21 protein-coding genes are annotated in these 23,449 nt (G+C 37.2%); 8 read left to right on the top strand and 13 right to left on the bottom strand.

Annotated elements, in window-relative coordinates; all coding sequences use genetic code 11:
* Positions 1–90 precede the first annotated feature (90 nt).
* The 5 genes from IGI58_RS08845 to IGI58_RS08825 all read right to left on the bottom strand — a co-directional run bounded on the left by IGI58_RS08845 (position 91) and on the right by IGI58_RS08825 (position 6,033).
* Positions 91–675 (bottom strand): WxL domain-containing protein, encoded by a 585-nt coding sequence (locus IGI58_RS08845; RefSeq protein ID WP_429953744.1) that lies wholly within the window; start codon positions 673–675, stop codon positions 91–93.
* Positions 676–945, bottom strand: a complete 270-nt coding sequence (locus IGI58_RS08840) for a hypothetical protein (protein WP_429953745.1) — start codon at positions 943–945, stop codon at positions 676–678.
* A gap of 13 nt (positions 946–958) precedes the next feature.
* The gene (locus IGI58_RS08835) at positions 959–3,364 is read right to left on the bottom strand and encodes a MucBP domain-containing protein (RefSeq protein ID WP_429953747.1); all 2,406 of its coding nucleotides are present in this window, start codon (positions 3,362–3,364) and stop codon (positions 959–961) included.
* A gap of 196 nt (positions 3,365–3,560) precedes the next feature.
* A complete protein-coding gene (locus tag IGI58_RS08830; protein WP_429953748.1) occupies positions 3,561–5,069 on the bottom strand; it encodes a helix-turn-helix domain-containing protein in 1,509 nt (502 codons plus the stop codon).
* Positions 5,070–5,235: 166 nt separating this feature from the next.
* Entirely contained in the window at positions 5,236–6,033 is a 798-nt protein-coding gene (locus IGI58_RS08825) for a TIGR00282 family metallophosphoesterase (protein WP_225535339.1), read from the bottom strand.
* 396 nt (positions 6,034–6,429) lie between these two features.
* Between IGI58_RS08825 and IGI58_RS08820 the strand changes: the two genes are divergently transcribed.
* Entirely contained in the window at positions 6,430–6,645 is a 216-nt protein-coding gene (locus IGI58_RS08820; protein WP_429953749.1) for a helix-turn-helix transcriptional regulator, read from the top strand.
* 148 nt (positions 6,646–6,793) lie between these two features.
* Positions 6,794–6,958 (top strand): beta-class phenol-soluble modulin, encoded by a 165-nt coding sequence (locus IGI58_RS08815; protein ID WP_176372814.1) that lies wholly within the window; start codon positions 6,794–6,796, stop codon positions 6,956–6,958.
* 90 nt (positions 6,959–7,048) lie between these two features.
* Here IGI58_RS08815 and IGI58_RS08810 read toward each other — a convergent pair whose 3' ends face one another.
* The 7 genes from IGI58_RS08810 to IGI58_RS08780 all read right to left on the bottom strand — a co-directional run bounded on the left by IGI58_RS08810 (position 7,049) and on the right by IGI58_RS08780 (position 15,677).
* Complete coding sequence (locus IGI58_RS08810) at positions 7,049–10,822, bottom strand: prealbumin-like fold domain-containing protein (protein WP_429953750.1); 3,774 nt, start codon at positions 10,820–10,822, stop codon at positions 7,049–7,051.
* A gap of 135 nt (positions 10,823–10,957) precedes the next feature.
* Positions 10,958–11,590: a hypothetical protein gene (locus IGI58_RS08805; protein WP_429953751.1), complete on the bottom strand. Its 633-nt coding sequence runs from the start codon at positions 11,588–11,590 to the stop codon at positions 10,958–10,960.
* Positions 11,502–12,683, bottom strand: a complete 1,182-nt coding sequence (locus IGI58_RS08800) for a DUF916 and DUF3324 domain-containing protein (protein ID WP_429953752.1) — start codon at positions 12,681–12,683, stop codon at positions 11,502–11,504. Before IGI58_RS08800 ends, IGI58_RS08805 begins: the two co-directional genes overlap by 89 nt.
* Positions 12,684–12,815: 132 nt before the next feature.
* On the bottom strand, positions 12,816–13,625 hold the full coding sequence (locus IGI58_RS08795; RefSeq protein WP_087640550.1) for a WxL domain-containing protein: 810 nt from the start codon (positions 13,623–13,625) through the stop codon (positions 12,816–12,818).
* Positions 13,626–13,672: 47 nt separating this feature from the next.
* Positions 13,673–14,515 (bottom strand): WxL domain-containing protein, encoded by an 843-nt coding sequence (locus IGI58_RS08790; protein ID WP_429953754.1) that lies wholly within the window; start codon positions 14,513–14,515, stop codon positions 13,673–13,675.
* Entirely contained in the window at positions 14,512–14,796 is a 285-nt protein-coding gene (locus tag IGI58_RS08785; RefSeq protein ID WP_429953755.1) for an LPXTG cell wall anchor domain-containing protein, read from the bottom strand. The genes IGI58_RS08790 and IGI58_RS08785 overlap by 4 nt, the downstream gene beginning before the upstream one ends.
* Positions 14,797–14,987: 191 nt before the next feature.
* Positions 14,988–15,677 carry a response regulator transcription factor gene (locus tag IGI58_RS08780; protein WP_429953756.1) on the bottom strand — a complete coding sequence of 230 codons (690 nt, stop codon included), beginning with the start codon at positions 15,675–15,677 and terminating at the stop codon, positions 14,988–14,990.
* A gap of 410 nt (positions 15,678–16,087) precedes the next feature.
* On the opposite strand from IGI58_RS08780, the gene IGI58_RS08775 reads away from it, so the two are divergent.
* From IGI58_RS08775 to IGI58_RS08765, 3 genes are read left to right on the top strand one after another with little or no spacing between them, the layout of a single operon-like run.
* A complete protein-coding gene (locus IGI58_RS08775) occupies positions 16,088–18,013 on the top strand; it encodes a MucBP domain-containing protein (RefSeq protein ID WP_429953757.1) in 1,926 nt (641 codons plus the stop codon).
* Between the two features lie 56 nt (positions 18,014–18,069).
* Positions 18,070–19,515, top strand: a complete 1,446-nt coding sequence (locus IGI58_RS08770; protein WP_429953759.1) for a helix-turn-helix domain-containing protein — start codon at positions 18,070–18,072, stop codon at positions 19,513–19,515.
* Positions 19,493–19,834, top strand: coding sequence for a hypothetical protein (locus IGI58_RS08765; RefSeq protein WP_087640544.1), 342 nt, complete (start codon positions 19,493–19,495; stop codon positions 19,832–19,834). Before IGI58_RS08770 ends, IGI58_RS08765 begins: the two co-directional genes overlap by 23 nt.
* Positions 19,835–20,137: 303 nt before the next feature.
* Here IGI58_RS08765 and IGI58_RS08760 read toward each other — a convergent pair whose 3' ends face one another.
* Positions 20,138–21,352, bottom strand: coding sequence for an IS110 family transposase (locus tag IGI58_RS08760; protein WP_429953760.1), 1,215 nt, complete (start codon positions 21,350–21,352; stop codon positions 20,138–20,140).
* 398 nt (positions 21,353–21,750) lie between these two features.
* Between IGI58_RS08760 and IGI58_RS08755 the strand changes: the two genes are divergently transcribed.
* The 3 genes from IGI58_RS08755 to IGI58_RS08745 are packed head-to-tail and all read left to right on the top strand — an operon-like array spanning position 21,751 to position 23,235.
* Complete coding sequence (locus tag IGI58_RS08755) at positions 21,751–22,575, top strand: replication initiation protein (RefSeq protein WP_429953761.1); 825 nt, start codon at positions 21,751–21,753, stop codon at positions 22,573–22,575.
* Positions 22,572–22,763 carry a hypothetical protein gene (locus IGI58_RS08750; RefSeq protein WP_429953762.1) on the top strand — a complete coding sequence of 64 codons (192 nt, stop codon included), beginning with the start codon at positions 22,572–22,574 and terminating at the stop codon, positions 22,761–22,763. Before IGI58_RS08755 ends, IGI58_RS08750 begins: the two co-directional genes overlap by 4 nt.
* Complete coding sequence (locus IGI58_RS08745; protein ID WP_429953763.1) at positions 22,756–23,235, top strand: DUF536 domain-containing protein; 480 nt, start codon at positions 22,756–22,758, stop codon at positions 23,233–23,235. Before IGI58_RS08750 ends, IGI58_RS08745 begins: the two co-directional genes overlap by 8 nt.
* Positions 23,236–23,449: the final 214 nt, after the last annotated feature.

Genomic DNA, 23,449 nt, shown 5'->3' with positions numbered 1-23,449 from the left:
CTATGTATAAATTTATCTTCCATAAAAAAAGATAGCCGGGCATAACGCTCAGAGTTACAGCCCAGCCGATCTTACCTGAATAAACGATGATTAACTATTTTCTGGTTGATCTAAAAGTGTCCAAGTCAGCGTTGTTTCATATTGTTTCGCTACTTTTGTTGTTTTACCTGGAACCTCCAAAGTTACCGCATCTTTAGCAAAACTTTCGATCGTCACACCATTTCCCTGTTCCGCAGCTGCTGCTAAAATCGTCGTTCCTGAACCATCTGTATTCAATACAACATCTGTTTTGACAGTTGCTGAGCTTGATGAATCTGCTGAAATCGTCGGTGTTTTCAATGTCACTTGGGCATTCGTCAATTCCTTTTCATCCGCTTTAAACTGCCCGTTTTGTGCAACTTGGACAGTCCAGCCAGCTTCTGTTCCGCGAATATCTTGGACCGTAGTTATTGTTTCTGCTTTGTTTCTATAGACTTCGTCTTTTGCTGAAATAGGGTTAGAACCAAAGTCAAAATCCGCAACATTGACTAAAGTCAATGCGCCCTCTGTCGGTGTTGTGAAGCCTACATCGCTTTTTGAGTCTTTATTGTCAACTTCTTCGGCATTAGCAAGTACACTAGTACTTAACACCATCATAACTGCTACTATTCCTACTAAAATTTTGTTTGCTTTCATCTAAATTCGCTCCTCGTATGTTAAATTTCTATATGCAAACATTCCAATTGTTATCATTAGAATGGATATGCCTGTTTTTACTGCCGATCCTGTCGATTGCTTTTCTCCTGTAAGAGGTAAGTTCTGACATTTTTGTTCTTCTTTTTCTACTTCATAAAAACCCACTGTTGCTTTTCCATTTGCAGCATATACATCAGCTGTAGTTACTGTTTGACTAAGACAAATACCAATTAGAAGCAAATAGCCAAGTCCTTTTTTTCTACTGTTCACATCCGTACTCCTATCATTCATTTGCAACAACATCGTACAGTTCCCAACGAATTTCTCCTGAATATCGATCAGCTCGTGCTTCGCCTGACTTCACCTTGACCTTCAAGCCCTGTTCAGAAGTTTCCCATCCTTGACTGACATTACAATCATCATGCGTTGTTGTCACCGCTGAATGGATAACTGTGGACGTATTTGACTGCAATGTCTGAGTTTGGCTACCATTCGTGTAAACTAATGCATCTGGTAAAACGGCTTGAGTATGCTCACCTGTCAACGGTTTATTTAACGTCGCACGTAACTGCCAATTAGAACCCAGCGTTCGTGTATCCTTTACGACGATATCCTGATCCATCGATTCAACCGCGTATTCTTTATTTTCTACAGACAACTCATGAGTCCCAAAGCTAAGCTGTTCTGGAACAGACAAAAAGGCAAGATGTCCCTGGTAACGGTAAATAACTGTTTGGCCTGTACTAGAAATAGTTCCTGCAGCATTTTCCGGCTGCTTGATCAGTGTATAACCCGAGATGGTCTCTGCCTTTGTCTGGTAGTTCATTCCGATTCGACCTGTTATATTTTTTTGGGGTGCTATCTCCTGCCCGTCCTCATTTACATATTTTACTGTCACCGGTTTTCCTTCAATAAAATCTGCCTCCAGCAACGCTTCGTTACTCGTTTTTTCCTCTTCATTTAAAGCTACAGCCGCCGTATTCGGAATCAGAAGCTTATCGATAGTAGCATCTGCTAAAATTTCTTGAGCAACTTGTATACTGCCAACTAGATCAATGGTATATGTCTTCCCGTAAAAACCACTATCTTCTAAGCTCTCAGCATTGGCCGAAATCCTCAGTTCATTCGTCTCACTTTTAGTTATCGTAAATCGATCGGTCACCTCAGTCCCCAGCTCGTCTTTCATCACAATATCTTGGGCAGATACTGCCAATTCTGGTGCTAATTGATCTGTGATTTCTACACTATGGATCGGTTTTTGTTGAGAATAGGCAGGAAGTTTTTGCGAAATACGGTACAATAGCGTTTTCTCAGAGCCAATATAATCAAAACGACTACCTGTTTTGATCGGCGCTTCCAGCTCCTCTCCGCCAACAATATCTCCCAAATCTGGAAAGTCATTGTAATCAAACGTAGCATCACTCTCCTCCGCACTGATCGACATGTTCGTATGAATATCATGTCCCGAAATCACGCTCCCAAGAACTTTCCCTTGCGTATCGTCAAGAAAGACAGAAGCTTTTGGAGCGAAAACAGTGCCAATAAATAAAGAAGCGTTGCTTCTAAATTGAATTTCCTGCTCTTCATCATTGAAATTATGAACAAGATGCGTTGCTACTTTATACGTTCTTTCTTTTAACTCTGATGGAATCGTATGACTGTCTGATTTGACTAATGGTATTTCTTTATCTGCATATTTCCCTTCAAAAAAGACGCCCTTGTTTCCTTCAAATTTATACTCTTCATCTCCAGGCAAGCTTGGGTAAGCAGCCGTATGAAAAAAGGTACTGCCGCTAAAATTGAAGGTTGGAAAATGTTTATAATTAAGAATCAAGTATGGAGTAGGCATCGTTTCTGGATCATAATTCGTATAGTTGATCGAAATATCCTGTGCACGTTCAAAATGATCGATTTGACCATCTACATCTACAATGATCACTGCTTGATTTGTTGCCCCTTTTTTCAAAGCTACGTTGATTTGAATCGCAGACTGGCCGCCCCAATCATTTGGATTGACGACTTTTTGCTCTGTATTGATTTCTGCTGTCTGAACAGCTGAATTGAATATGATTTTTTGGTTCGAGTCTGTCAGTCCTGCATAATAGTCACTGATCGATTGGATATTTTCTGATATTTGAGAAAAGTCGGATATATTATTATCCGCAAAGGAAGGAAAAGATTGCACCGAATCTTGATAAAGTCGTTCAGAAAAGTTTTGCTTCAGATCAGGATAATAGTTTAATGCTTCCGTCAATTCATTTTCTGTTGGCGCATTCTCTATGTAATAATGTAATTGCTCTTTATTGGTATACCGAAAGCTGCTGTCATTGGCATACCAACGAATCATATCCTCACCGCTGATTTTCTCAGAAACAACTGATGGATCCAATTGATCTAACGCCCAGTCATTTTGTGCGCTCTGATAGTTTTCAAAAGCACTCTTAGCTAGACCTGATGTACCTGTTGAAGTGATATTTCTAGCTAAAAACTGCCCCACTATCTGCTTGTCCTGAAGTTGATCCGTATTGAAATACAATGTTCCGCCAGCAGTTAAATTCGTCTTAGTCGAGATACCTAAAGGATAGCCCGCAGACGGTGTCGCTGCTGTAGCGAAAACATGATCCGCCCAAATCAAATGACCTAGTATAAGGAAGGCCAAAAAGAAAATATGTACTCTAATTTTCTTCATCATACACCTCTACTATCTCTAATAATGTGCATAAAAACACAAGCATTTATTCACATATGAAATAATACATTCTTTTTCAGAAAGTGGCTGTATATTTTTGAAACAGTTTGTTTCAATTTCAAAAAAAATACTAGAACCATGATGAAAAAGCAATTTTATCTGCCTGATCATCTGATTCTAGTATGTTTTTTGTATATCATAGGCTTAGAAATAATTCCCTGTAAAAAATTTGGTTGATCATATCGATCATTTTTCCCCATTGCTCAGGGTTTAGCTGTTCGTCAAAGTAAAAGTGCTCTGTTTTTGGATCAATGTTTTCATAAGAATCTGAAATGACCAAATCTGCTGCTAGTACATCGCTGGTAAATATGATCCGCTCGTGATTATAAACATCTAAAATAATCTTCTTGATTCCTTCAGCCAAAATCAAATTATTATTAAAAATCACACAGATCAATAAACTGCCAGCCTTTTTGTTTAGGTAGATCCCTGAATAAAGCGTCAAGGTCAGAATAGACAATACACCACTGAGCGCTTGCTTTTTGATCTTTGGATAAAACTCTTGACGCTGAATGATCGTGGTGATTTTCTGAAATGTCTCCACATTTTTCTCATCATAGTCGATCATAGAATGAAATGAAAGATCATTTCGATAATAACCAGAAATATCAATCGTGATATGCTTGATATAAATAAGCAATATAAGCAAATAAAAATAAAATATCGTGTAGCCTTCCTCTGAATAGTTTAAGTCAAATTCTATTCTTATTTCCTCAATCAACTTCGTGGTATGTTTAGCAATTTCAAGTGATGAGCATTGGTAGGCTTCCACGATTTTCTTTCTTGTCTCAGGCGAATCTAAATTGTAGATCAAGCCTCTAGTTGCAAACAGCAATAATGCCCGTTCTTTTTGGTATTGTTCTGTTGAGACATGCTGTTTCAATATGGGCAATATCTCCAGTTCTTTATTATCAAAGTAAGCAATATCTGCTAAAAAATCTTCCGAAAGAGCGACATAATTCTTTTGCCAAAGTGCTCTTCTAAGGGTGATCAGTTGGATAAATCGTAATTTTGCCTGCTGAGAATCTGATAAAGAATCTGCATGGTCAAAATAGTGTTCAAAGTCTTTGATCTCCAACCACGCTTCAGGATAATTTTTATTATCAAACGATGTAGATTTAAAAACAGACCAATAGGAATAAAAACAAAATAGTCGCACACCGATTTCATTTCCTATTAACGGACTGGATATCTCTTCAAACGAAATTTTTCCGCCAAAGGGAATCAGCATTTCCTTTAACACCCGCAATTGTTTATACACTGATGAGCTGCTCATATGCATATCCAGTGCCATTGCATCGATCGATGGATAATTTTTTTTCAGTAAGGTATCCAACAAGAAAAATATTCCGCTTTTTTGAACGTAAAATAGATGGATATAATCGATCAAATAACCGATACTAAACGTTTTTTCAGTCTGAATCTGATAGGTACCCGTATGACTATTTTGGATCAAATGAACATTATCCTCAAAAGCTTCCTCTACTTCTGTCGCTAAATCGTGTATATATCGGCTAAGGGTACTCTTGGTCAGATGATAGGTTTCCAGCAATTCATTGAAGCTTAGTCCATTCTTTGCGAAAACAATTGCCTTGAATAACTCGAACTTCATCCGCTCTTTTTTTCCCATGAAAGAATTTCGCATCGTGGTCTCCTTATGATCAGCTATTTTTTTCCGTTCAAATATTTCTCTATTATTATAGAATACTTTGCGTTACTCTTGTGTAAAAATGCTCAAGGAAAAACAGACAAAAAAGAACGACTCTCCTCGTCACGTACAAGTAACAGCCGCTCAACTCCAACTTATTCAATTACTCTTCAAATGGACGATCTTCGCTGATTTGTATCGGCTCAATTTTTTTTGCTTGCCCTGTTTGATCATCAATATCAATGATACATGCTGATAAAATACTGCGTCCTTCTTCAACAACTTCAAATCGTTTTGGTAATGCTGTTAAGAATTTTTCAATGACCGGTCCACGCTTCATGCCTAAAATGCCATCATAGGGACCTGTCATACCAACATCACTTAAAAAAGCGGTTCCTGCCGGCAGAATACGTGCATCATTCGTTTGTACATGTGTATGTGTGCCTATAACAGCACTGACTTTTCCATCTAAAAACCAGCTCATAGCTTGTTTTTCACTGGTTGTTTCTCCATGAAAATCAACAAAGATCAACGGTGTTCTTTTGCGTGCTGCTGCGACTAATTCTTCTGCTTTACGGAACGGATCATCGATATCTGCCATAAACACTCGAGCCTGCATATTGATCACTGCTAACTCAAGCTGATTGACCTTCACGAAAACCATCCCTTGTCCTGGGGTACCTTCTGGAAAATTGGCTGGACGGATCATCTTTTTTGCCTCATCGATAAACTCGAAAATATCCTTATTATCCCACGTATGATTGCCTAAAGTCACCACATCTACACCATCTTGTAAAAATTTTTTATAGATTTTCCCAGTGATCCCTCGACCAGATGCAGCATTTTCTCCGTTCGCAATCGTTACTTGCGGACGGTATTTTTTCTTTAGTTTAGGTAAATAAGTACTGATCGTCTCACGCCCCATTGAACCAACAACGTCGCCTATAAATAATATACGCAAAAAATTTCCTCTTCTCTTTTGATTTCTATGTCTCATTATAGAGGTTTTTAAATTGGAATAAAAGGACTTATTCACTATTTTCTATCTAAGCAGTATCACAGACAACTTTCTTTATAAAAATTAGAATTCTTCAATGGAAGCTAGACACTAAAACTAAATCTAAACAAACTTTTTGTTTTTCTATAAAAACTATTGATAAACTATTTATAATATTTTGGATATTTGATATTATTACTAAAGGGAAGATATTTGGTATACTTTGATATGTATATGAAGAAACGATCATCTTTTGGAGCAAGGGATCACTTTGATCAAAATTCTTAATGTTATGTCTTCTTCTATTACGATCATAAGTAATGCATTTCTTATTTTATACTTTAAAAAGAGGGAGAGTCCATGAGAAAAAACAGTAAAAACCCAAACAAGCTACAAGAAGTCCGCAGTACCTGTGATATCACACAAGAAGAACTTGCAGATCAAGTCAATGTTTCGATCCAAACGATTCAAAGTATTGAAAAGGGCAGATATAAACCTTCTGACTCTTTAGCGTTTAGTATCGCCAGTTTTCTAAATAAAGAGGTCAGTGATATTTTTATGCAATCTCAAGGATAATAAAGATGATTTTTTCAGTTTACTGAATTTATCCGATTATGACCCTGTTTTGCCAACTTTTTATCTCTTTTTAGCCCTCTTCTTACAAAAAACAGATGTATAACAAAAAGTACTATCTATATACTGTTTTATGAAGGGAGGAGAGAGAATGGCATTACAGGGATTATTCGACTCGATTCGTGCAGTTGTTCAAAGTGCGATGTATGGAGATTGGATGCATTTGGGATTAAGTATTGTTGATATCGTTCAAAATGCACTTGGTATTACATTTGAATTAGCCTATACCTTGCTACGAATGTTAGGATTGGCTTAAGCATTTCATGTAAGATACTAAAAATAGAGGCGAAGTTATCTACCGATGCTTCGTCTCTATTTTTGTATACTGTCCAATCTAAGAACAAGGTTATGGTTCTTGGATGATTTCCCAGGTCACTTCACCTGTATATTCTTCAGCTAATGTTCCTTTCGCCGGAACCTCCAATTTAAATCCTTGATTCTTGTTTTCAGCTTTATCTAAGATAAAATTGAATTCTTTTTTCGCTTTATCGTTAGTGTCTTGCTTATTATTCACCAGTTCACCACCGGTACCGTTCAAGGTGATATTGTTTGTACCGTTTTGATAAATCAGTCGTGCATCTTTCAACACTTTATTTCCAGCTGTCGTAAATTCTTTTGATAAGAACGCGTTCAACCGAATATTCCCTCTAGTCTTAGCTGCACTGGTCGCCCCGCTACTTGTGATTTGACGATTATCTCTTAACGCTACTTCAAAATCATCTGTACTATCATAGGCAAGTACCTGTTCAAACGGCGAAACGAATCCTGTTTCAAAGGTCAATAAATCAGGAACTGTCAAAGTCAGCAGTCCTTCATATTTATAGTAGACCGCTTCACTGTCATAAGGAAATACAGCTGCTTCTTCTGTTCCTGTGACTTTTCCTTGATCAAAATTCAAGAAACGATAATCTGCACTTTCTGTATTCATTTTTGCCAGCTGCTCTTTCACTTCTTTTTGTTCTTTTAGATCGATCGTTGAACCATTACCGCCTGTAATCGTTATCGGCGTGACCGTTTCGATATCCGTCCCATCCTGATACGTAAAATGAACCACGATTTTACCTTCTTTGACGTAGGGAATCGTCAATTTGTTTTCCTGTGTCGGTGACAGGACGATCTCTTTTCCAGGCTCGCTGTATTCTTCATTTGATAAATAACCGTCCGGTGCTTTGATTTCTTTCAATGTATAATTCGTTACGACGTAGTCTTTTAAAACGATTTGACCATTAGCGTTCGTCGTGACCGTATCTACAAGCTTGCCATTCTTATCGATGACTTCATAAGTCGCACCTGCGACCGGCTTGTTCGTGACAGAGTCGACTGTATTGATCGTCATATCCTTCAAAATCAGATTTCCACCGCCGCCAGCACCAGAGTTATCGATATCGAATTTTCCTGACCAGTAGTTTGACATATAACTTTGTGTCGTAACATTATTATTATAGTTCGTAAATGGATGTGTAGCCCCACCACCAGAATAGTTTTTGGTTCCACTCGTATTGAAACTCCATGTCGTTTTTACGATCAAGCCATTTTTGAGTTGGTCGTCGTTGATGTTTACATACCAAGTAGAATAACTGATACCGATAGAAACTGCCGATGTCGGTAGAGGATTTCCATCTCCATCAGTGACCTCTCTTAGACTTGGCAATTCCCTCATTTCGTTTGCTGGTACCATCGAGGCGATCGTGACTTGTGTTCCTTTTATCAAAGCAAAGCCATTATTTTTTTTGATCGTCAATGTAGCCTCTGAAATATTTGCATAGGTTTGACTCGTAGCGAATGTGAAGCTAGCCGGCAGTCGGTTATTGAAATACAGCCGTGATGTTTGATTGACAGGATCCGTATTTTCATTCGTTTGGGTAAGTTTTACATTGTCACTAGCAACATTATAATAGTTATTTTTGGCGAAAGTAAAACTAACAATGATCGGTTTCGTCAATTTCTTATTTTTTATAACTAGTTGACCGTTCTCTATTTTTAGCTCAGGATACTCTTCATTGTCAGAAGTAATCTCGTCACCCGGCAACAAATTGTTATATTCAGTAGTAGAAAATTGCTTCACCGTATTGACCGAGAATTTCCCATCTAAAATACTTACATCTAAGCTTTTAAAATTGGCTACTATCTCATTGTTGGACATTGTAGCTCCACCAGGATTGATCAATAGTTTCACTTGATTGACTGGTTGTTCTTTTAAAAGTTCTGTTATTGAATTTGAGCTATTTTTACTAAGCAAAAATGGTGCATTTGTAATAAGATAGCTTGGTACATACGCATAACCTACTGTAGGAAATTCTTTTTCATCTGAAGAAGCAAATTTAAGCTTTGGAGTGATCGTGTTCATTGCACGTGAATACAATTTATCCACTGTCAGTAAATCGACTTCCGTACTGTAAGTAATCGTCAATTTCTCTTTGACCGTTTTCAAAAATTTGATCTCAAAAGAATCTGGTTTAGTTACTAACTCATAATCAGTTCCTTCGACTAGCTCTTTTTGTATCAGACTTTTTCCAAAGGGAACAGAGGTGATCTTCAGATTGTTTAGTGTTCCAGCTTTAACACCATTTCCAAAAGTATCTGTGATTTTAGTGACTTCTTGATACAGAGAATTGACTGTTGCAGTCCAATTGATCACACTTTTATCTGTATTGAAGGTTCCTGTTTTTACATTATTGTCTTGGCCTTTAAATGTTGTTCCTCCACTAGTTTGATAACCATTTCCTGAAAGAACAAAGCGACTATTGTAAGGATTCTTTACTGTTTCGTCCATCCCCGCATAAATATCTAATCCAAATGTGTCTGTTGTATCTTCACCCAAATACGTCAATGTGATTTGCCCAAAGACATCACTAGTGATTTCCCAGTTACTGATCCCTTTTTTAGTCCCTTCAACGATCGACCCATTCGCATTGAATGTTACCTTATACTCTTGAGCTAACTTGGTGTCAATTGCCACTAATGCCGGATCACCTTCATTCGTCAAGGTAAAGCTGTCCCCTTTTTTCAACGATTGATTGGTTCCATTGATATAGATCGGTGTCTTAACGATTCGTTCATTGTCTTTGACATTTGCGTCATAGATGATCGTTCCTAAGCCTAAATAGCCTAATTCAACGACTCTAAAATTCAAATAGAATCTACTAAGCGAAAGAAAACTTTCTGTTGTTGCCCCTTGATAGACCCAAAAGGAGATCGCTGTTGAAATAGAGCCTGTTTTCCCGTTTGAGATCGGGTTGAAGCCAGTATAGTCAAACGTTACTTCGCCTTCAGATACTTCTAATGCTTCATGGAAGCGTTCGTTGAACTTCAACTGAGCAGAACCAGCTGTTTTAGGAACAACAGTAAAGTCTTCACCGATCTTTAGTTCCTTTTTTTCGCCGATTCGATCCCCATTGATCGTTGTTTCATACGTATAAAATTTATATGAATTAAGATCATGCGTCGCGTTGACATAACCATCTGTCCAGTAACTTGGGAGCAATTTTTGACCCCAGTCTACCTGAAGCATGTTTTGAGATAGATCAACGTGCATATAATTGACATTCATTTCAGGAAATTTACCGCCCCAATCAGGCATCAGGCTGACCTCGTTGTCTTCTTTATCGAATGTCTTACCATATACGTAGTTGCTGGTATCTTTCACATAAAGATGAAAGATATAGTTGGTTGGTGTTTGTGTTGCAAATGGCATCTCTTGTTTTGAATTTAGCGAGGTATCAAAATTGATCCGTGTCACTAAATCTAAATTATATTCAGCTGACTGTACGTCTTTGACCATAGTCAATGTCAGTTTTCTGGTCGTTGGATCGATCTTGTATACCGCCGTATCACTTAATTCACCTTCAATTACCGCTGAATAAGTAAAACCTTGCGGTAATGTGGTTTCAAATGTATCACCGACTTTATAATCCTTATTGGTGAACTTGAAATTCATTGTTACTTTTACTTCTGAATTATTTTTCAGGTAGTCTTCTTGTTTCATCACTCGGTTTTTTTCTGCTGGAACGATGATTTTGACACTTTGAAAAATATTGTCTGTGATTGCTCTTGTTGCTTTTATTTCTTGTGCTTGAAGCTTATTTTTTGCACTTAAGGAGGTCATTAAAATAAAGCTCATTATTAAACTAACCCCTAAAACCATCAAAGAGAGAATATACTTTTTGTTTTTCATGTTAAGTATTGAAATAATAGCTATTTCAATGGTTCACTCCTCTCATTTCGTTCGATAAATAACAACAACCCTTGTTTATTTTCATTTTACATATGCAAATTCAATCCGTTCATTTGAAAAATAGCTACTGTTTAAAAATAGTTTTTCTTGTTTTTTATCCCAGTGAATATTTTCCAATGTCACATGCACAACTTTATTTAAATCAGCCTGTGATTGAATTTTTTGAATCCCCTTTTGTGTATATTGTAATATGAGCTCTTTATCTGTTTGTTTAGAAACTATATATAGATCTGATTTTTTTCCCAGCTCATCAAGTTCCTCTTTAGAAAAATCAGCCTTGTCTATTTTCATCAATAATTTCACTTGGTCACCCTCATACGTGTTGATACCAGCAGCCTTCCAAGTACCTGCGTATAGCAAAGACAAGCATTTGTTTTGCTGATAATTTGGAATCGTCAGCTCCCAGGACCGACCTGTACTTCTCAACTTCAGTGTTTCATCAGTTGATACCCAATGGCCCTCGATCTTTGCAGTAAACGGGTAACAGAGATAGCCTGCGAAACCTCCAGCAATCACTACAAGAATAAGCAAACAAAGCGTCACATAAAAAGCCAATGGATAGTGCTTATTTTCGTTTAGCTCTTCCTGATTTTCCAGAAGCGGCTCCATTTGTTGGTCGTTGTTTTCGTTTGTCATTGGTTGGTCGTTTGTCATGTTCTTTTCCTTTTTTACGCTTTTTTTGTCGTGCCCGTTTTGCTGCTGCCTTACGTTTTTTCTTTTTCTTAGATAAGATGACCAAGACAATGATCAAAATGATCACTAATAAAACAAATGCTGCAGCACCGATGATCACATATAGTAAATAGTCTTTTTCTAAATCAACTGCTTGCTCATTTAACTCTCTTGCTTCTTTAGCACTGATCACAAATTCTTGATCAAATGTCCACTCTTGTCCTGTATCTTCTGATTTCGCTTTTACCTTAGCGGTATATGTGCCAGCCGCAAACGGCTGATTTTCCCAACTTATCGGGATATTATAATTGGTGTTCGGCGCAACACGATAGCCTTTCACTTTTGTTTCATGAAGTGGCGTGCTGTCGCCTTTTTTACTGACAGAGGCTTCATAAGATACGTTATCGATGATCGTCGCTGTTGGATTTTGTAAATTGATTTTGACTGTATTACGTCCAGCAACTTGAGAGGCAAATACTTTCTTGATCTTCAGCTCTGATTTGGGCAGATCATCTGATTCCCTTAACTGAATTGCGACTGAATAGGCAAAATTATTCGAGATATTAAACCCCTGTTTTGACTCGCCTGTTTCCTGTTCTTTCGTATCTGCGCTGGTGACACGAATCGCTCCAAGAATCAACCCTTCAAAAGGCTCCTCAGGAATTTCCAGCTTCACTTTTGTCACAGTCGTGCCCTTTGCCGGAATACTGACCGTCTGCTCTGATGCAGCAATACTGGATAGAGGAAATTTTAGGGAAGAATCTTTGTTTGTATCATCCTCTGTGTAAACAAATGAACCCCCATCTCCAGTGTAAGCAGGATTGATCTCTATGTTGACTGTTGCATCTTTTTCTCCTTGGTTATACAGTTGAAAAGAAAGTTCTTGCTTTTCTCCTGGTTTGACTTTCAAATCATAGTAACCTGCATCTTTGGCGATCTGGTTGTCCGGTAAAATCGCTTTAACGGAAATCGGCACTTCTGCTCCATATACTGGAGAAAACGACACTAGAAAAGTCAAGCTTAAAAAAAACATGACTTGAAAAAACAAGTACGCTGATTGGTTTTTTACTCTCATAATTTTATCCTTTCTAACAAAATCGAGGTCGGTAAAATACGATTGTTTCTAAATGATTTTTCCCACCGTTTCATTTCGCTTCAATTCATTTAGACCCGATGGTAACTATCCGACCCCAATCACACACTACATTTATGGTTCTACTGTTAATGTCCAGTTTAGTTTAGCGCTGTAAGACTTCGCTTGTACCCCATCGCTTTGCGGAACATTCAGTTTGACATCCGCATTTTTATCCGTTAGCGCTGGCGAATCTGTCTTGCCGTAATTTGACTCGTCATACTCTTTTTGGAAAACGACAGAACTGATCGTTCCATTTGTTGTGGTTTGGTCAGTTTTACCAGCTTTTGATGTCAATACCGCGATTGCTCCAGTTGTATCTGACCCTTTTACAGGAATTTGAACTGCAGAATCACTTGGAATCGTCAACCCTGTCACAACATCCGCTACACTTGTTTGGACATTATTTGTCAATGTTTGGTTATAAACATTGATTCTAGAAGCTTTCAAGGAATGGCCTCCAGTTTCTTTAAACAATGAATCTTGTTCTACTGTGACTGTCCATGCTGTTCCTTGAACCCCTGAAACGTCACCGACTTGAACAAAATGCGGGATGGAATATTTAGTAGTATCTCCTGATTTTTGGTAATGCTCATAAATCGCATCATAATTTTTTGTATCGACGCTTGTTTCATTGTTTCCAAAATCAAAATCTGGTACGTGCATTAGTTGAACATTCTCTACCGTTACACGTTCATTATTCCCATCAACCATATCGATTTTTTCGTCAGTTCCCGGTTTGATCGTATTGATATCTCCTGATTGGGGAACAAATGATGCTTTCCCATCTGTTTTTACTGCGCCAGTTTCTGCAGAAGCTGATACTGAAAAGCCCAACACTCCCACCGCAATTAAACTTAGACCTAAAATTTTAGTTGTTTTCATTTTTTCTGCTCCTTTTCTTCTGATGATAAGTGATCTTTGTTGCTTTTTTATGGTTCTACTGTCAATGTCCAGGTCAAGTTTGTTGAATAAGCTTTAGCCTGTGACTGATCACTCGCTGGTACATTTAGTTTGATCCCTTCATAACGTTCAGCAGAAGGTGTTTTTGCCGGATCGTAATTTTCTTCTGCGTAGCTGTCAGCAAATACAGAAGATGTATAGGAATTCAACGTAAATCCTTCTGTTTTATTTTCTAAAACAACCAATTCACCTTGAGTGTCACCTACAACAGGAATCGTTGAGAATGAACCAAATTCGTCTGTTGTATCCAGTGCTACTCCTGCAACTTTATCTGTCAGATCACTTGCTGCATAAGCAGTACTTGTTAGTGTATTTCCATAGATACGAATGCGGGTATTCGTTAATTTTTGAGGTGTACTGTCTTTTGTTTTGAATATGTCATCTTGGTGTACACTTAGTTTCCATTTTGTAGCGCTATTTCCAGATAAGTCCGCAACTTGTACTGAGTGGGGCATATAAAAAGCTTCAGCTCCCTGGTTTCTAGTACGTTTTTCAGTCAATGCTTCATATTCTGTTGTTTTTAAATTCGTTTTATTTGAACCAAATGAAATATCTGGTAAATGAGTCACATAAACATTGCTTACTTCAGGCAGTGGTTTAGGCTTTGATGGATCTTCCGGATCCGGATCTGGATCCAGCGGACTTGGGTCTTTAGGCCCTTCCTCTGGTTTTGATGGATCAGGACGATCTCCTGCAGTAAATTCTGTTTCAGCTTTTGTTTTTGCTGTACTTTCTTCTGCATAAACGCCTTTGGCTGAACAGCTCAAAACGAGCCCGCTCAATAATAAGCTTGCGATTACTTTGTTTTTCATTCTTGTTCCTTCTTTCGTGTGTTTTTCATTTTTAAGTAGATAATACAACTTAAAAGACAAATCCCAATGACTAATAAATATAAACTTAGTTGTTCTCCAGTGTGTGGCAGTATTCCTTTGTCATCCGAATTGATGATTTTATCAATGATCGGTTTTTTAGACTGTTCTCCTTGTGTAAAAGTAACGTCAGCTTGTGTCTTTCCAGAGGCTTGCGCAATCGTTCCAAAAAATGGAATAAATAAGAACAGCATACACATACTAGACCAAATCAATTTTTTCATCGTTGCCTCCCCTCCACATTTCCTGAGCACACCTTCCATATATGAAGTGAGCATGCTCTACTTTTAACGACTGTTTTGACTGACATTCTTTTTCCATTCGACTGCTGTTTACTTTGAGTAGGAATTCATCTTTTATGATCGGTCCCCAAACTACATGTATCACCCCCTCTCCATGGTTGAACCCTTTTTCTTTATGCGGATAGAGTCAACATATACCCTCTTGATCGAATCGTTTTGATCAAATCCTGTTCTCCTCGATTCGTCTGAGCAATTTTTGCTCGGACTTTACACACGATATTGGCTATCCTGCTCTGCGCCAAATCAAAATCAGCAATCATTTCTTTACCTAACAAAGCTTCCGCAAGCATTTTATATGTACAAACTTCTCCTTTGTTTTCATAAAGAACCTCTAATAAACAATATTCCAGTCTAGTTAAAGGGACGTTATTTTTCCCAATAGATAAGCTCAGTCTTAAAGGGTCTAATATAAAGGACTTTCCTGAGTATGTTTCATCTTGCGTATTTTTATTTTGCTTCATTGCCTGTAAACTATTACCGATCGACAGATCGATTTCTTCAACTGTATAATCTTTTTCAAATATGCCGCAGACACCTAGCTGTAAATAGATGCTTTTCTCCCCTAATTGTTTTTCGGTAGTCGCTACCCAAATAGGTACACTCTCATGTGTTTTGATTTTAATGACCCATTCACAGATTTCACGGATGCCAAACTGTTGATTTTTACAGATCAGTAATGCATCGATCCCTTTCAAATCTTTTTCCTCTACTATCTCTTTTCCTTCAAGGAGGTGTGTAGAGGTTAGACCAGTAATAAATTCTCTACTGATTATTTTTTCAGTATCCAATATTCCTACCTTCATCATTTCTTCTCCTATTTATTTTTTTCTAGTGAAATTAAAAATATATCTGTTCATCTCTATTCGATTTCAAATAAAAATGATATTTATTTATCTTTCACTTTACTAATATTCTTTCAAATCCAAGTAAAAAACAATGACAGCTCATTCGCTTTTTTCCTCTTTTTTCCGAACTTTCCGCGATTTTTTTGAACTTTTGAAAAAATAAAGAAAAAAAGTAGGAATTCATCTAGATGCTTTTTATTAAAAAGTGTATTATATTAATGGATTTCTTTTATAAAAGATACTTCTATCAGTTTAAAAAGATATTTCAAACGAATATTTCTTTTCTAATGTTCGAAATTCTTTCAATTACATATTTTTTTATTTTTCATAACATATTATTTTATTATTTATATCGAGGTGCTTTACTATTGAATACTTTTAAACGTGCAATTTTGCCTTCAGCATTATGCTTAAGTCTCTACCTTTTAAACAATAGTGCTACTGAAGTCATTGCAGTTGATTCAGCTATTGAAAATAGAGAACAAGCAACTGATAACTCTCCTAAAGCAGATAGCTTATTACAAACGATCACTCAGTCTGCTCCTTTGACACAAGAGCTTATTCCAGATCCGACTTTAAAAGAATTCATTCTAGCCACGTTGGGCAAGCCTGCCGGAAGTACGTTGACACAGCAGGAATTAGCGACTCTGGTCTCTTTATACATTCCTGCAGATATCTCAGCTCAAATCAATAGCTTGTCAGGGTTAGAGTATGCAGTGAATTTAGCAGACTTCTTCTTAGGATCAAGTAACGTCGTAGATTTTAGTCCGTTAGAGCAGCTATCTTCGCTTAAGTTCGTTGATTTAAGTGGTAAAAACCTGACTTCTGCTAATTTTCCAGACCTAAAAAAAAGCAGCGGCATCATTCGCATATCTGCAAGTTCTGCTCAACTGACCAATGATGTTTTCCCTAAGTTGACACAGTTCGCACAATTGGAACGCCTTTATCTAGATTCAAATATGGGGATCACGACGATCGAACCGTTAAAAGTCTTACCTAAATTACGATCGATCTCGATTCAATTTTGCGGTGTGACAGATTTTACCGTCATCAATGATTTTCCTGCATTAAATGATTTGGCAGCCTTTGGTCAAAATATCGGAAGAATGGATCCCGTTATGACTCTTACACGTTCAGAACTGGTTTATACACCTGAAGAGGAAACTATTTTTATTCCCTTTTCTTTGATGCCAAGCCGCCTAAAAAATTTTGATGGGTATTTACCGCCATTTTCACTTTCAACTTCCGCTAGTGAAATGATCCTAAAATTGAACGATATCCAACTACCTTCAAATCGCCTACAGGTTACAGAAAATGGCATTACTGTTTTAAATGTTCAAAAAGATGAGTACAACAATCTAGCGACCATGTACTATAATGCACGGATCAACAATCCCGTTGGAAGCTATGCTACACCGGCGAACTTTAATTTTTATTCGATTTCTTCTGGGACCTATCTACAGACCTTTTCGATCATTGACGATCCAATTCTTAGAGGCTTGGTCACGATCAATTTTCATGACCAAAAAGGGGTGGAACTTGCTGAGCCGGTCGTTTTATCTGGAAACGTCGGTGAAACCTTCACTGCACAGCCTAAGGAATTGACTGACTGGATTTTATTTTCGAGCCCAGAAACAACAGAAGGAACATTTACCCAAGCCGCTCAGGAAATGACCTTTGTTTATGAAAAAGCATCTGGTGCAGACGTCACAGTTTTATACACAGATGAAGATGAACAACCCATTGCACCTTCTGAAACCTTAAGTGGAAAAATAGGAGCTTCCTATCAGACGCAGCCTAAGCAAATAGACCATTATCAATTGATACAACAAATTGGACCTACTGAAGGAACATTCACTAAACATGCTCAAACGATCCGATATATCTATAAAAAAAATGAGTTGTCCAATCTGCCAGACAGCAATAACGCCGATGTACCTACTGCTGCAGCACCGACACAAACTTCTATAGCTAATGAACTGATCGATTTGATTACTTCTCCTGTTGTTGTTTCAAGGAGCACTTCTCCTCACATAGAAAATACAAATGAACGGACCATGGATTCTCAGAATCTCTCTTCCCTACCAGACACTTTAGCAAGTTTTAGAGAGCCAAAATCGGTACCTTCTAAAAAAAGTGAACGTAAAACGAACAAGTCTAGAGACGGTGTAGGTTCTGTAACCGTCAAATTTGTCGATGAGAATGGCAATGAAATAGCTAAACCAAACACTCTGACTGGAAAAATCGGAGAAACCTATAAAGTCACTGCAAAAAAAATACACCATTCAAAATAGAATGGCCGTTAGCTGCACTAACAGAATAATCGTTATAATACGCTAGGAGAAAACATATGGAGTACTTAGACTTTTTAGAGGACGAAGACCATGACAGGCTCAAGGTTCTTATGACGTTACAGTCTTACAATGACCAATACCTGACACAGAAACGATTGATAGAATTAACAGGATTATCCAAATTTTTATTGGAAAAATATTTGAAGGAATTGAATCAGGATTGTCCAGAATTAGAGCTTTCTGATGAGCTTTACGATGAATTGACTTATCATCCTATCTCAAATGATACGATTCAAAAAACACAACATATCTATGCCCAACGTTCACTGAAATTCCGTTTTTTTATTGAAGTATTGATCGAAGAAAAAACATTAAACAAGTTTCAGGAAGAACAGCATATTGCCAAAACAACGCTTTATCAAATACGAACCAAAGTATTGAATTGTTTAAAGCAAGAAAAAATAGTGATCAAAAAAAATAAAATGATCGGACCAGAGATGCATGTCCGATCGATCATTTTCGATATTATTTCTTATTTTTATTTTGGCGAAAGATACCCTTTTTCCACCGAAAGCAGAAGTGACGCAAAGCAATTACTGAATCTTTTAATTTCTTATTTCAGCTTAGACTTAACTTTCTTTCAAAAACAGAAGCTATCATTATTTATTCACATCATACAGCTTAGAATCAAAAATAGACATATCATAAATGAAAATCTTTGTGCAGTTAGTGAGACGACTCAACAAATGTATCATCGTCAACTGAGGACGATCGAGCAAGCTTTAGCACCTGCAGCCGATCTTGCATCCGAAGTTTTCAAGGAAAGTCATTACTTGTTGACCTTCTTATTTGTTTCAGAAATGCTTGAGCTCGATCTACAATTCAATAAAGAACTGTTTAGTCAGACACAAAGCGCAGCTCAAGAGCTGTTGACTAGCCTAACGTTACACTTTCCAGTTAGAGAGCTTCAAAAAAAGGAATTGTATGATTCGTTCTTAAAAAAATTACTTTGTTTGTCTATTTTTAGACAAAGCTATACGACTTTTGTTGATACAGCAGCTTATCGCTATTTTGCTGAAGTATATTCTTCCTTACATAGATTGATTTTGCGATTTATTCGTAAAGAGCATTTTCTTTCATCTCTAGAACTATCTAAAAATGATCAAGCAAAGCTTTATTACGACATAATGTTTACTGTGCTTTCTGTACTAGAACCTGTTCAGCTTGGAAAACCGATCAATATTTATATTGATTTTTCTCACGGCGCAGCTTACACAGAATATATTTGTCAGAGCCTACAACGCTTCCGCGATTTAAATATTGCTGTGCAAACAAGGTTTAATAATGATACGCAGATCGTTTTATCCGACTACCGCCTAAGAAAAGCAACTTGTCAGCAAATCGTCTGGAAACAGCCGCCGACACCATCTGACTGGGCTCAATTTGCTGATATCGTCATTGAATTGAGGGAGAAAGAAAATGAAAAAAATACGCTCTTTTAGGATCTACTTTCTAATTATCTTATTGATTTCTTTATTGGTCATTCAGCCGACAACTATCGTCTATTATGCCAAGGGCGCAGATCGTCAACTTTGGGAACTAGTAACTCCTGCTCATTCACAGGAAGGTGAGTTTAAAGATGAACCGCAGGAAGTCGTATTCGTTTACCGAAAAAAGAAGAATGGCGTTCCCTCACAACTTATCAACGTACCGCCAAAATTGCCAAATATCTCGCCTGGGCATAAACAAGAATCGCACTACGGCGAACTTTTGCGAAGTTTTTCGGGTATTTTCCTATTTGGTTCTGCTCGATCTCGATAAAAATGAAAGAATGACTATTTTATATATTTGACTTATTCGACAAGGTAACGCAAAATCGTTCCATTTCTTTGTTCAAAAGAGACTGAGATAAACGTGTTTCTTTCCGAAGGAGCTGTTTTTTCTCACCATTTATTCCCGCTCTCTTTCCTACGATTAGTCAAGAGAAAAATAAAGAAATAATCAAAGATATTTTAATCGTTTGTAGACGAAGGGAATATTTTAGAAAAAAGTTCACGATAAATAACCCTGATGAGTATGTTTTTTTTCCAGCAGGGTGCTATAATTAATATATAAGACTTGGTCTTATTGGTCCATAGAGACCGTGTGCGCATAGTCGTACCTTGTCTCATTCTTGATCATGGAATAGAGACACTTTAGTAGTTTGTTCATGCAGGCTACGGTCGCAACCTTATCCTTTTTGGATAAAGGTTGCGTTTTTAATTTATAATAGTAATCCACGATATGATTAGGCGCGGCAGCTTGCTGGCGAATCATATTTTTCACGGTAAAATAAAGGAGCTTTCGAGCCTTGGGGTTGCCACGTTTATTGATATGGTCTTGGGCTAGGTATTTACCAGATTGATACCTACGGGTATCTATCCCAACAAACGCATTCACTTTCTTATGATTTTCAAATCGGCGAATATCGCCAATTTCACCAATAATTAATGCGGCAGATACTTCACCAATCCCCGGAACACTTCGGTAAAGATCAAATTCTGGTAAGGGTCTTGTTTGTTCGATCAGTTGCTTAGACACCGTTTCTTTTGAGTGAAGAAGTTCTTTTAATTGGCGGGCGTAATAACGAACTTTCTGTACTTGAATGCTCGTTTTCGTCGTCGCTGGATAGGAAGTAGAAGCCAATGAAAGGAGCTGTTGCGCTTTTTCTAAGGCTTTTTTATCCGAAAGACGTTTGTCTGTGCTCTTTTTCAAAATATTTTTTATTTGAGTTTGACTAAATCCCGCTAAGCATTCTGGATGAGGGAACAGCTCGATAAGATTCAATGATAATTTTGACAATCGATTCGAAAAAAGGCGTTCCAATTCCGGAAAACTAAGTTGAAGAGCCGTGTGTAAGTACATTCTTAGTCGCTTGATTTCTGCTTCTATCTCTTGATAAAAGCGAGCTAAATCATGGGATTCTTCATAAATATCAGGTTGGAGTTTCTTAATTTTCCGCTCATACTGGCAGTGAGTTTGTGCTAGTCGATGTGCGTCTTGTTTATCCGTTTTAAGCACACGAAGACCGCTATCCAGCTGTTTTTTTGCTTCCAAAGGATTCAATAGACAATAAAGTAAGTGATTATTTTGACAAAAGGTTTCAATCACTCTTGAGTAAATACCGGTCGATTCAAATACGATACTAGGCAGTTCGGGTAACTGTTGAATTTCTTGAAGCAAATAATCAAAGCCAAATTTGGTATGAGTAATCTCTCCCTCGGAGAGACAACGCTCATCTTCGTAAAGCACGTGATAACTTTTCCCCATTGAAACATCCAACGCAAGTACATAAGCCATAGGTTCATCTTCTTTCTTTTTTTGAAAGGTTCTTCACTGTTTCATTTCGTTTCTAATTTCCTAAACACGAGCTCGAAGCCCCAACATACTTAAACCAGATTTTAAAATGACAGTGAAGGAGACCGTTTTTTGATAGGGACTCAAAGTCCATGAGGTCATGATCGATCTTCCTTTCACTTCTTACTATAAACCTAAAAAAGGAAAATAGAGAGGGTATTTGGGCGGGAGATTTTGCCCTTGAGCTGTTTACTAAATATTTAAAGATATATTTAGGAATTTTTAGCCCTTACTCTCCCAAAGCTTTCAAGAGTTTATAAGCTACCTTTTATTAAGAGTTACTTTTAATTGTTTCTTTTAGTAAAATGAACACCATAGATAGCGATGATGGAGGTTCTTAAATGAATGAGGTAGTTAAGTATCATAATGATCTTAATACTGCAGTAATGCGCAGATGGACAAAAGAGGAAATGAACTTTTTCTTTGCAATAATTGCCAAAGTAAGAGGGAAGGGAACTTCTGAAATCGTATTTGATTTATCAGAACTCAAGGATCTTGTAGCTTATGAAGAACGTAATAATAAACGTTTTTTAGATATCATGAAATCATTAGCTTTAAAATTGAACTCCTTAGCCTATATCGAACAGAACGAAGAGACATTGAAAATTATGTCCATTTTTCAAGAGTTTGAAATAGATAATAAAGGAACATATCTAAGAATTTTAGTGTCTCAAAAATTTGAATACATTATCAATGAAGTACTTGAAAATTGGCAGTTTACAAGCTTTGAACTAGCTCAATTTGCTCAGCTGAAATCCACTTATTCTAAAACAATGTACCGCTTGTTAAAGCAATGGCGAACACTTGGACGTAAAATGTTCCCTAAAAATGAACTATTCAAACTACTAGATGTTCCTAAAAGTATGCAGCGTCCTAATAATTTTGCTAATAAAGTCTTAAAGCATGTTAAACAAGAGTTGCCAGCCTATTTTGAAGACTTTAAGGTTACTCCAGTAAAGAGTTCTTCACGTGGAACTCCTATAACTGGCTATGAGTTTTCATGGAAGGCAGAGAAAACCAGTGAATGGAGAGACTTTGATAAATTAGAGAACAGCACTAAAAAGAAAACCGTTCGTACAGAATCAGTTCCTAAAAATATACTTGCCGCTGAAAAAGAAGATGAAGAAAGAAAAAACTTCAAGAAGAGTTTTTTCAGAAAGCAATGAAATTCCGTGATCTTTCTTTTGATACCCAAGCTGAACTATTCTCTGAAGCTAGAGAAATTGATACCTACAGAATGCCTAATGCTACACAATTTTTAGATACCTTAGCTACTCTTATGAATTTTGATTTAGAAAAATATTGGAATCAAGTTCTTAACGACTCGATGTCTGAAGGTGAGAATATTGGCTGATAAAACTATAAAAGAACTTGCTGATGAACTAGGTGTCAGCAAAGATAAAATAAAATACCAAGTAAGAAAATTACCTAGTAATTTTACCTATAAAAAGGGAAATATTACCTACCTTAAAAACGTTGCTATATCAGCAATTTATGATAATTTAGACATGAAAAAAACGGGAGACATTACCCAGTTTTTACCCAACGATTACCTACTGTCTGAATTACAAAAAAAAGAAGATTATCTCAAAGCAAAAGACCTTCAAATTACTGAAAAGGATCAACAGTTAGCCAACATGCAAAAATTACTCGATCAACAACAACAACTCACCCTTCAGTCGAACAAGAGAATCGAGCAGCTGGAAGCTCAATTACAAATTGGATCTGAAACCCCTGAAGAAAAACAACCTTCGGCTGAAGAAAAAACAGATCCTGATCCAGTGCCGGACAAAAAGTGGTGGCATTTTCTCCGGAGAGATTCGTGATTTTTGCGTTTGATCGATGGGAAGCCGCTGCACGCAAAATCCCAACTTTTCAGAAGGTGGGTATAAATGGGCACTATAAATTTTAGTGGCCATGTTGTAGAAAAAAGTACGCTCTTTTGATGCACTTCCTATGTTCCAACTATGGACTATATACGGTCGCAACTATGTTCCTAGCTTACTTTTTATGTACCCACACCAATCGTCTAGCACTGCT

Source organism: Enterococcus sp. AZ020 (assembly GCF_050499205.1).
Lineage (GTDB): Bacteria > Bacillota > Bacilli > Lactobacillales > Enterococcaceae > Enterococcus_L > Enterococcus_L dunnyi.
Note: the sequence above shows the minus strand (reverse complement) of the source record. Positions and strands in the feature narration are given on the sequence as shown.

Bases quoted from the DNA above. Each gene is read 5' to 3' on its own strand.
- IGI58_RS08845 (WP_429953744.1), bottom strand. From the start codon at position 675: ATGAAAGCAAACAAAATTTTAGTAGGAATAGTAGCAGTTATGATGGTG.
- IGI58_RS08835 (WP_429953747.1), bottom strand. From the start codon at position 3,364: ATGAAGAAAATTAGAGTACATATTTTCTTTTTGGCCTTCCTTATACTA.
- IGI58_RS08830 (WP_429953748.1), bottom strand. From the start codon at position 5,069: ATGCGAAATTCTTTCATGGGAAAAAAAGAGCGGATGAAGTTCGAGTTA.
- IGI58_RS08820 (WP_429953749.1), top strand. From the start codon at position 6,430: ATGAGAAAAAACAGTAAAAACCCAAACAAGCTACAAGAAGTCCGCAGT.
- IGI58_RS08815 (WP_176372814.1), top strand. From the start codon at position 6,794: ATGGCATTACAGGGATTATTCGACTCGATTCGTGCAGTTGTTCAAAGT.
- IGI58_RS08810 (WP_429953750.1), bottom strand. From the start codon at position 10,822: ATGAGCTTTATTTTAATGACCTCCTTAAGTGCAAAAAATAAGCTTCAA.
- IGI58_RS08805 (WP_429953751.1), bottom strand. From the start codon at position 11,590: ATGACAAACGACCAACCAATGACAAACGAAAACAACGACCAACAAATG.
- IGI58_RS08800 (WP_429953752.1), bottom strand. From the start codon at position 12,683: ATGAGAGTAAAAAACCAATCAGCGTACTTGTTTTTTCAAGTCATGTTT.
- IGI58_RS08795 (WP_087640550.1), bottom strand. From the start codon at position 13,625: ATGAAAACAACTAAAATTTTAGGTCTAAGTTTAATTGCGGTGGGAGTG.
- IGI58_RS08790 (WP_429953754.1), bottom strand. From the start codon at position 14,515: ATGAAAAACAAAGTAATCGCAAGCTTATTATTGAGCGGGCTCGTTTTG.
- IGI58_RS08785 (WP_429953755.1), bottom strand. From the start codon at position 14,796: ATGAAAAAATTGATTTGGTCTAGTATGTGTATGCTGTTCTTATTTATT.
- IGI58_RS08780 (WP_429953756.1), bottom strand. From the start codon at position 15,677: ATGAAGGTAGGAATATTGGATACTGAAAAAATAATCAGTAGAGAATTT.
- IGI58_RS08770 (WP_429953759.1), top strand. From the start codon at position 18,070: ATGGAGTACTTAGACTTTTTAGAGGACGAAGACCATGACAGGCTCAAG.
- IGI58_RS08765 (WP_087640544.1), top strand. From the start codon at position 19,493: ATGAAAAAAATACGCTCTTTTAGGATCTACTTTCTAATTATCTTATTG.
- IGI58_RS08760 (WP_429953760.1), bottom strand. From the start codon at position 21,352: ATGGCTTATGTACTTGCGTTGGATGTTTCAATGGGGAAAAGTTATCAC.
- IGI58_RS08755 (WP_429953761.1), top strand. From the start codon at position 21,751: ATGAATGAGGTAGTTAAGTATCATAATGATCTTAATACTGCAGTAATG.
- IGI58_RS08750 (WP_429953762.1), top strand. From the start codon at position 22,572: ATGAAATTCCGTGATCTTTCTTTTGATACCCAAGCTGAACTATTCTCT.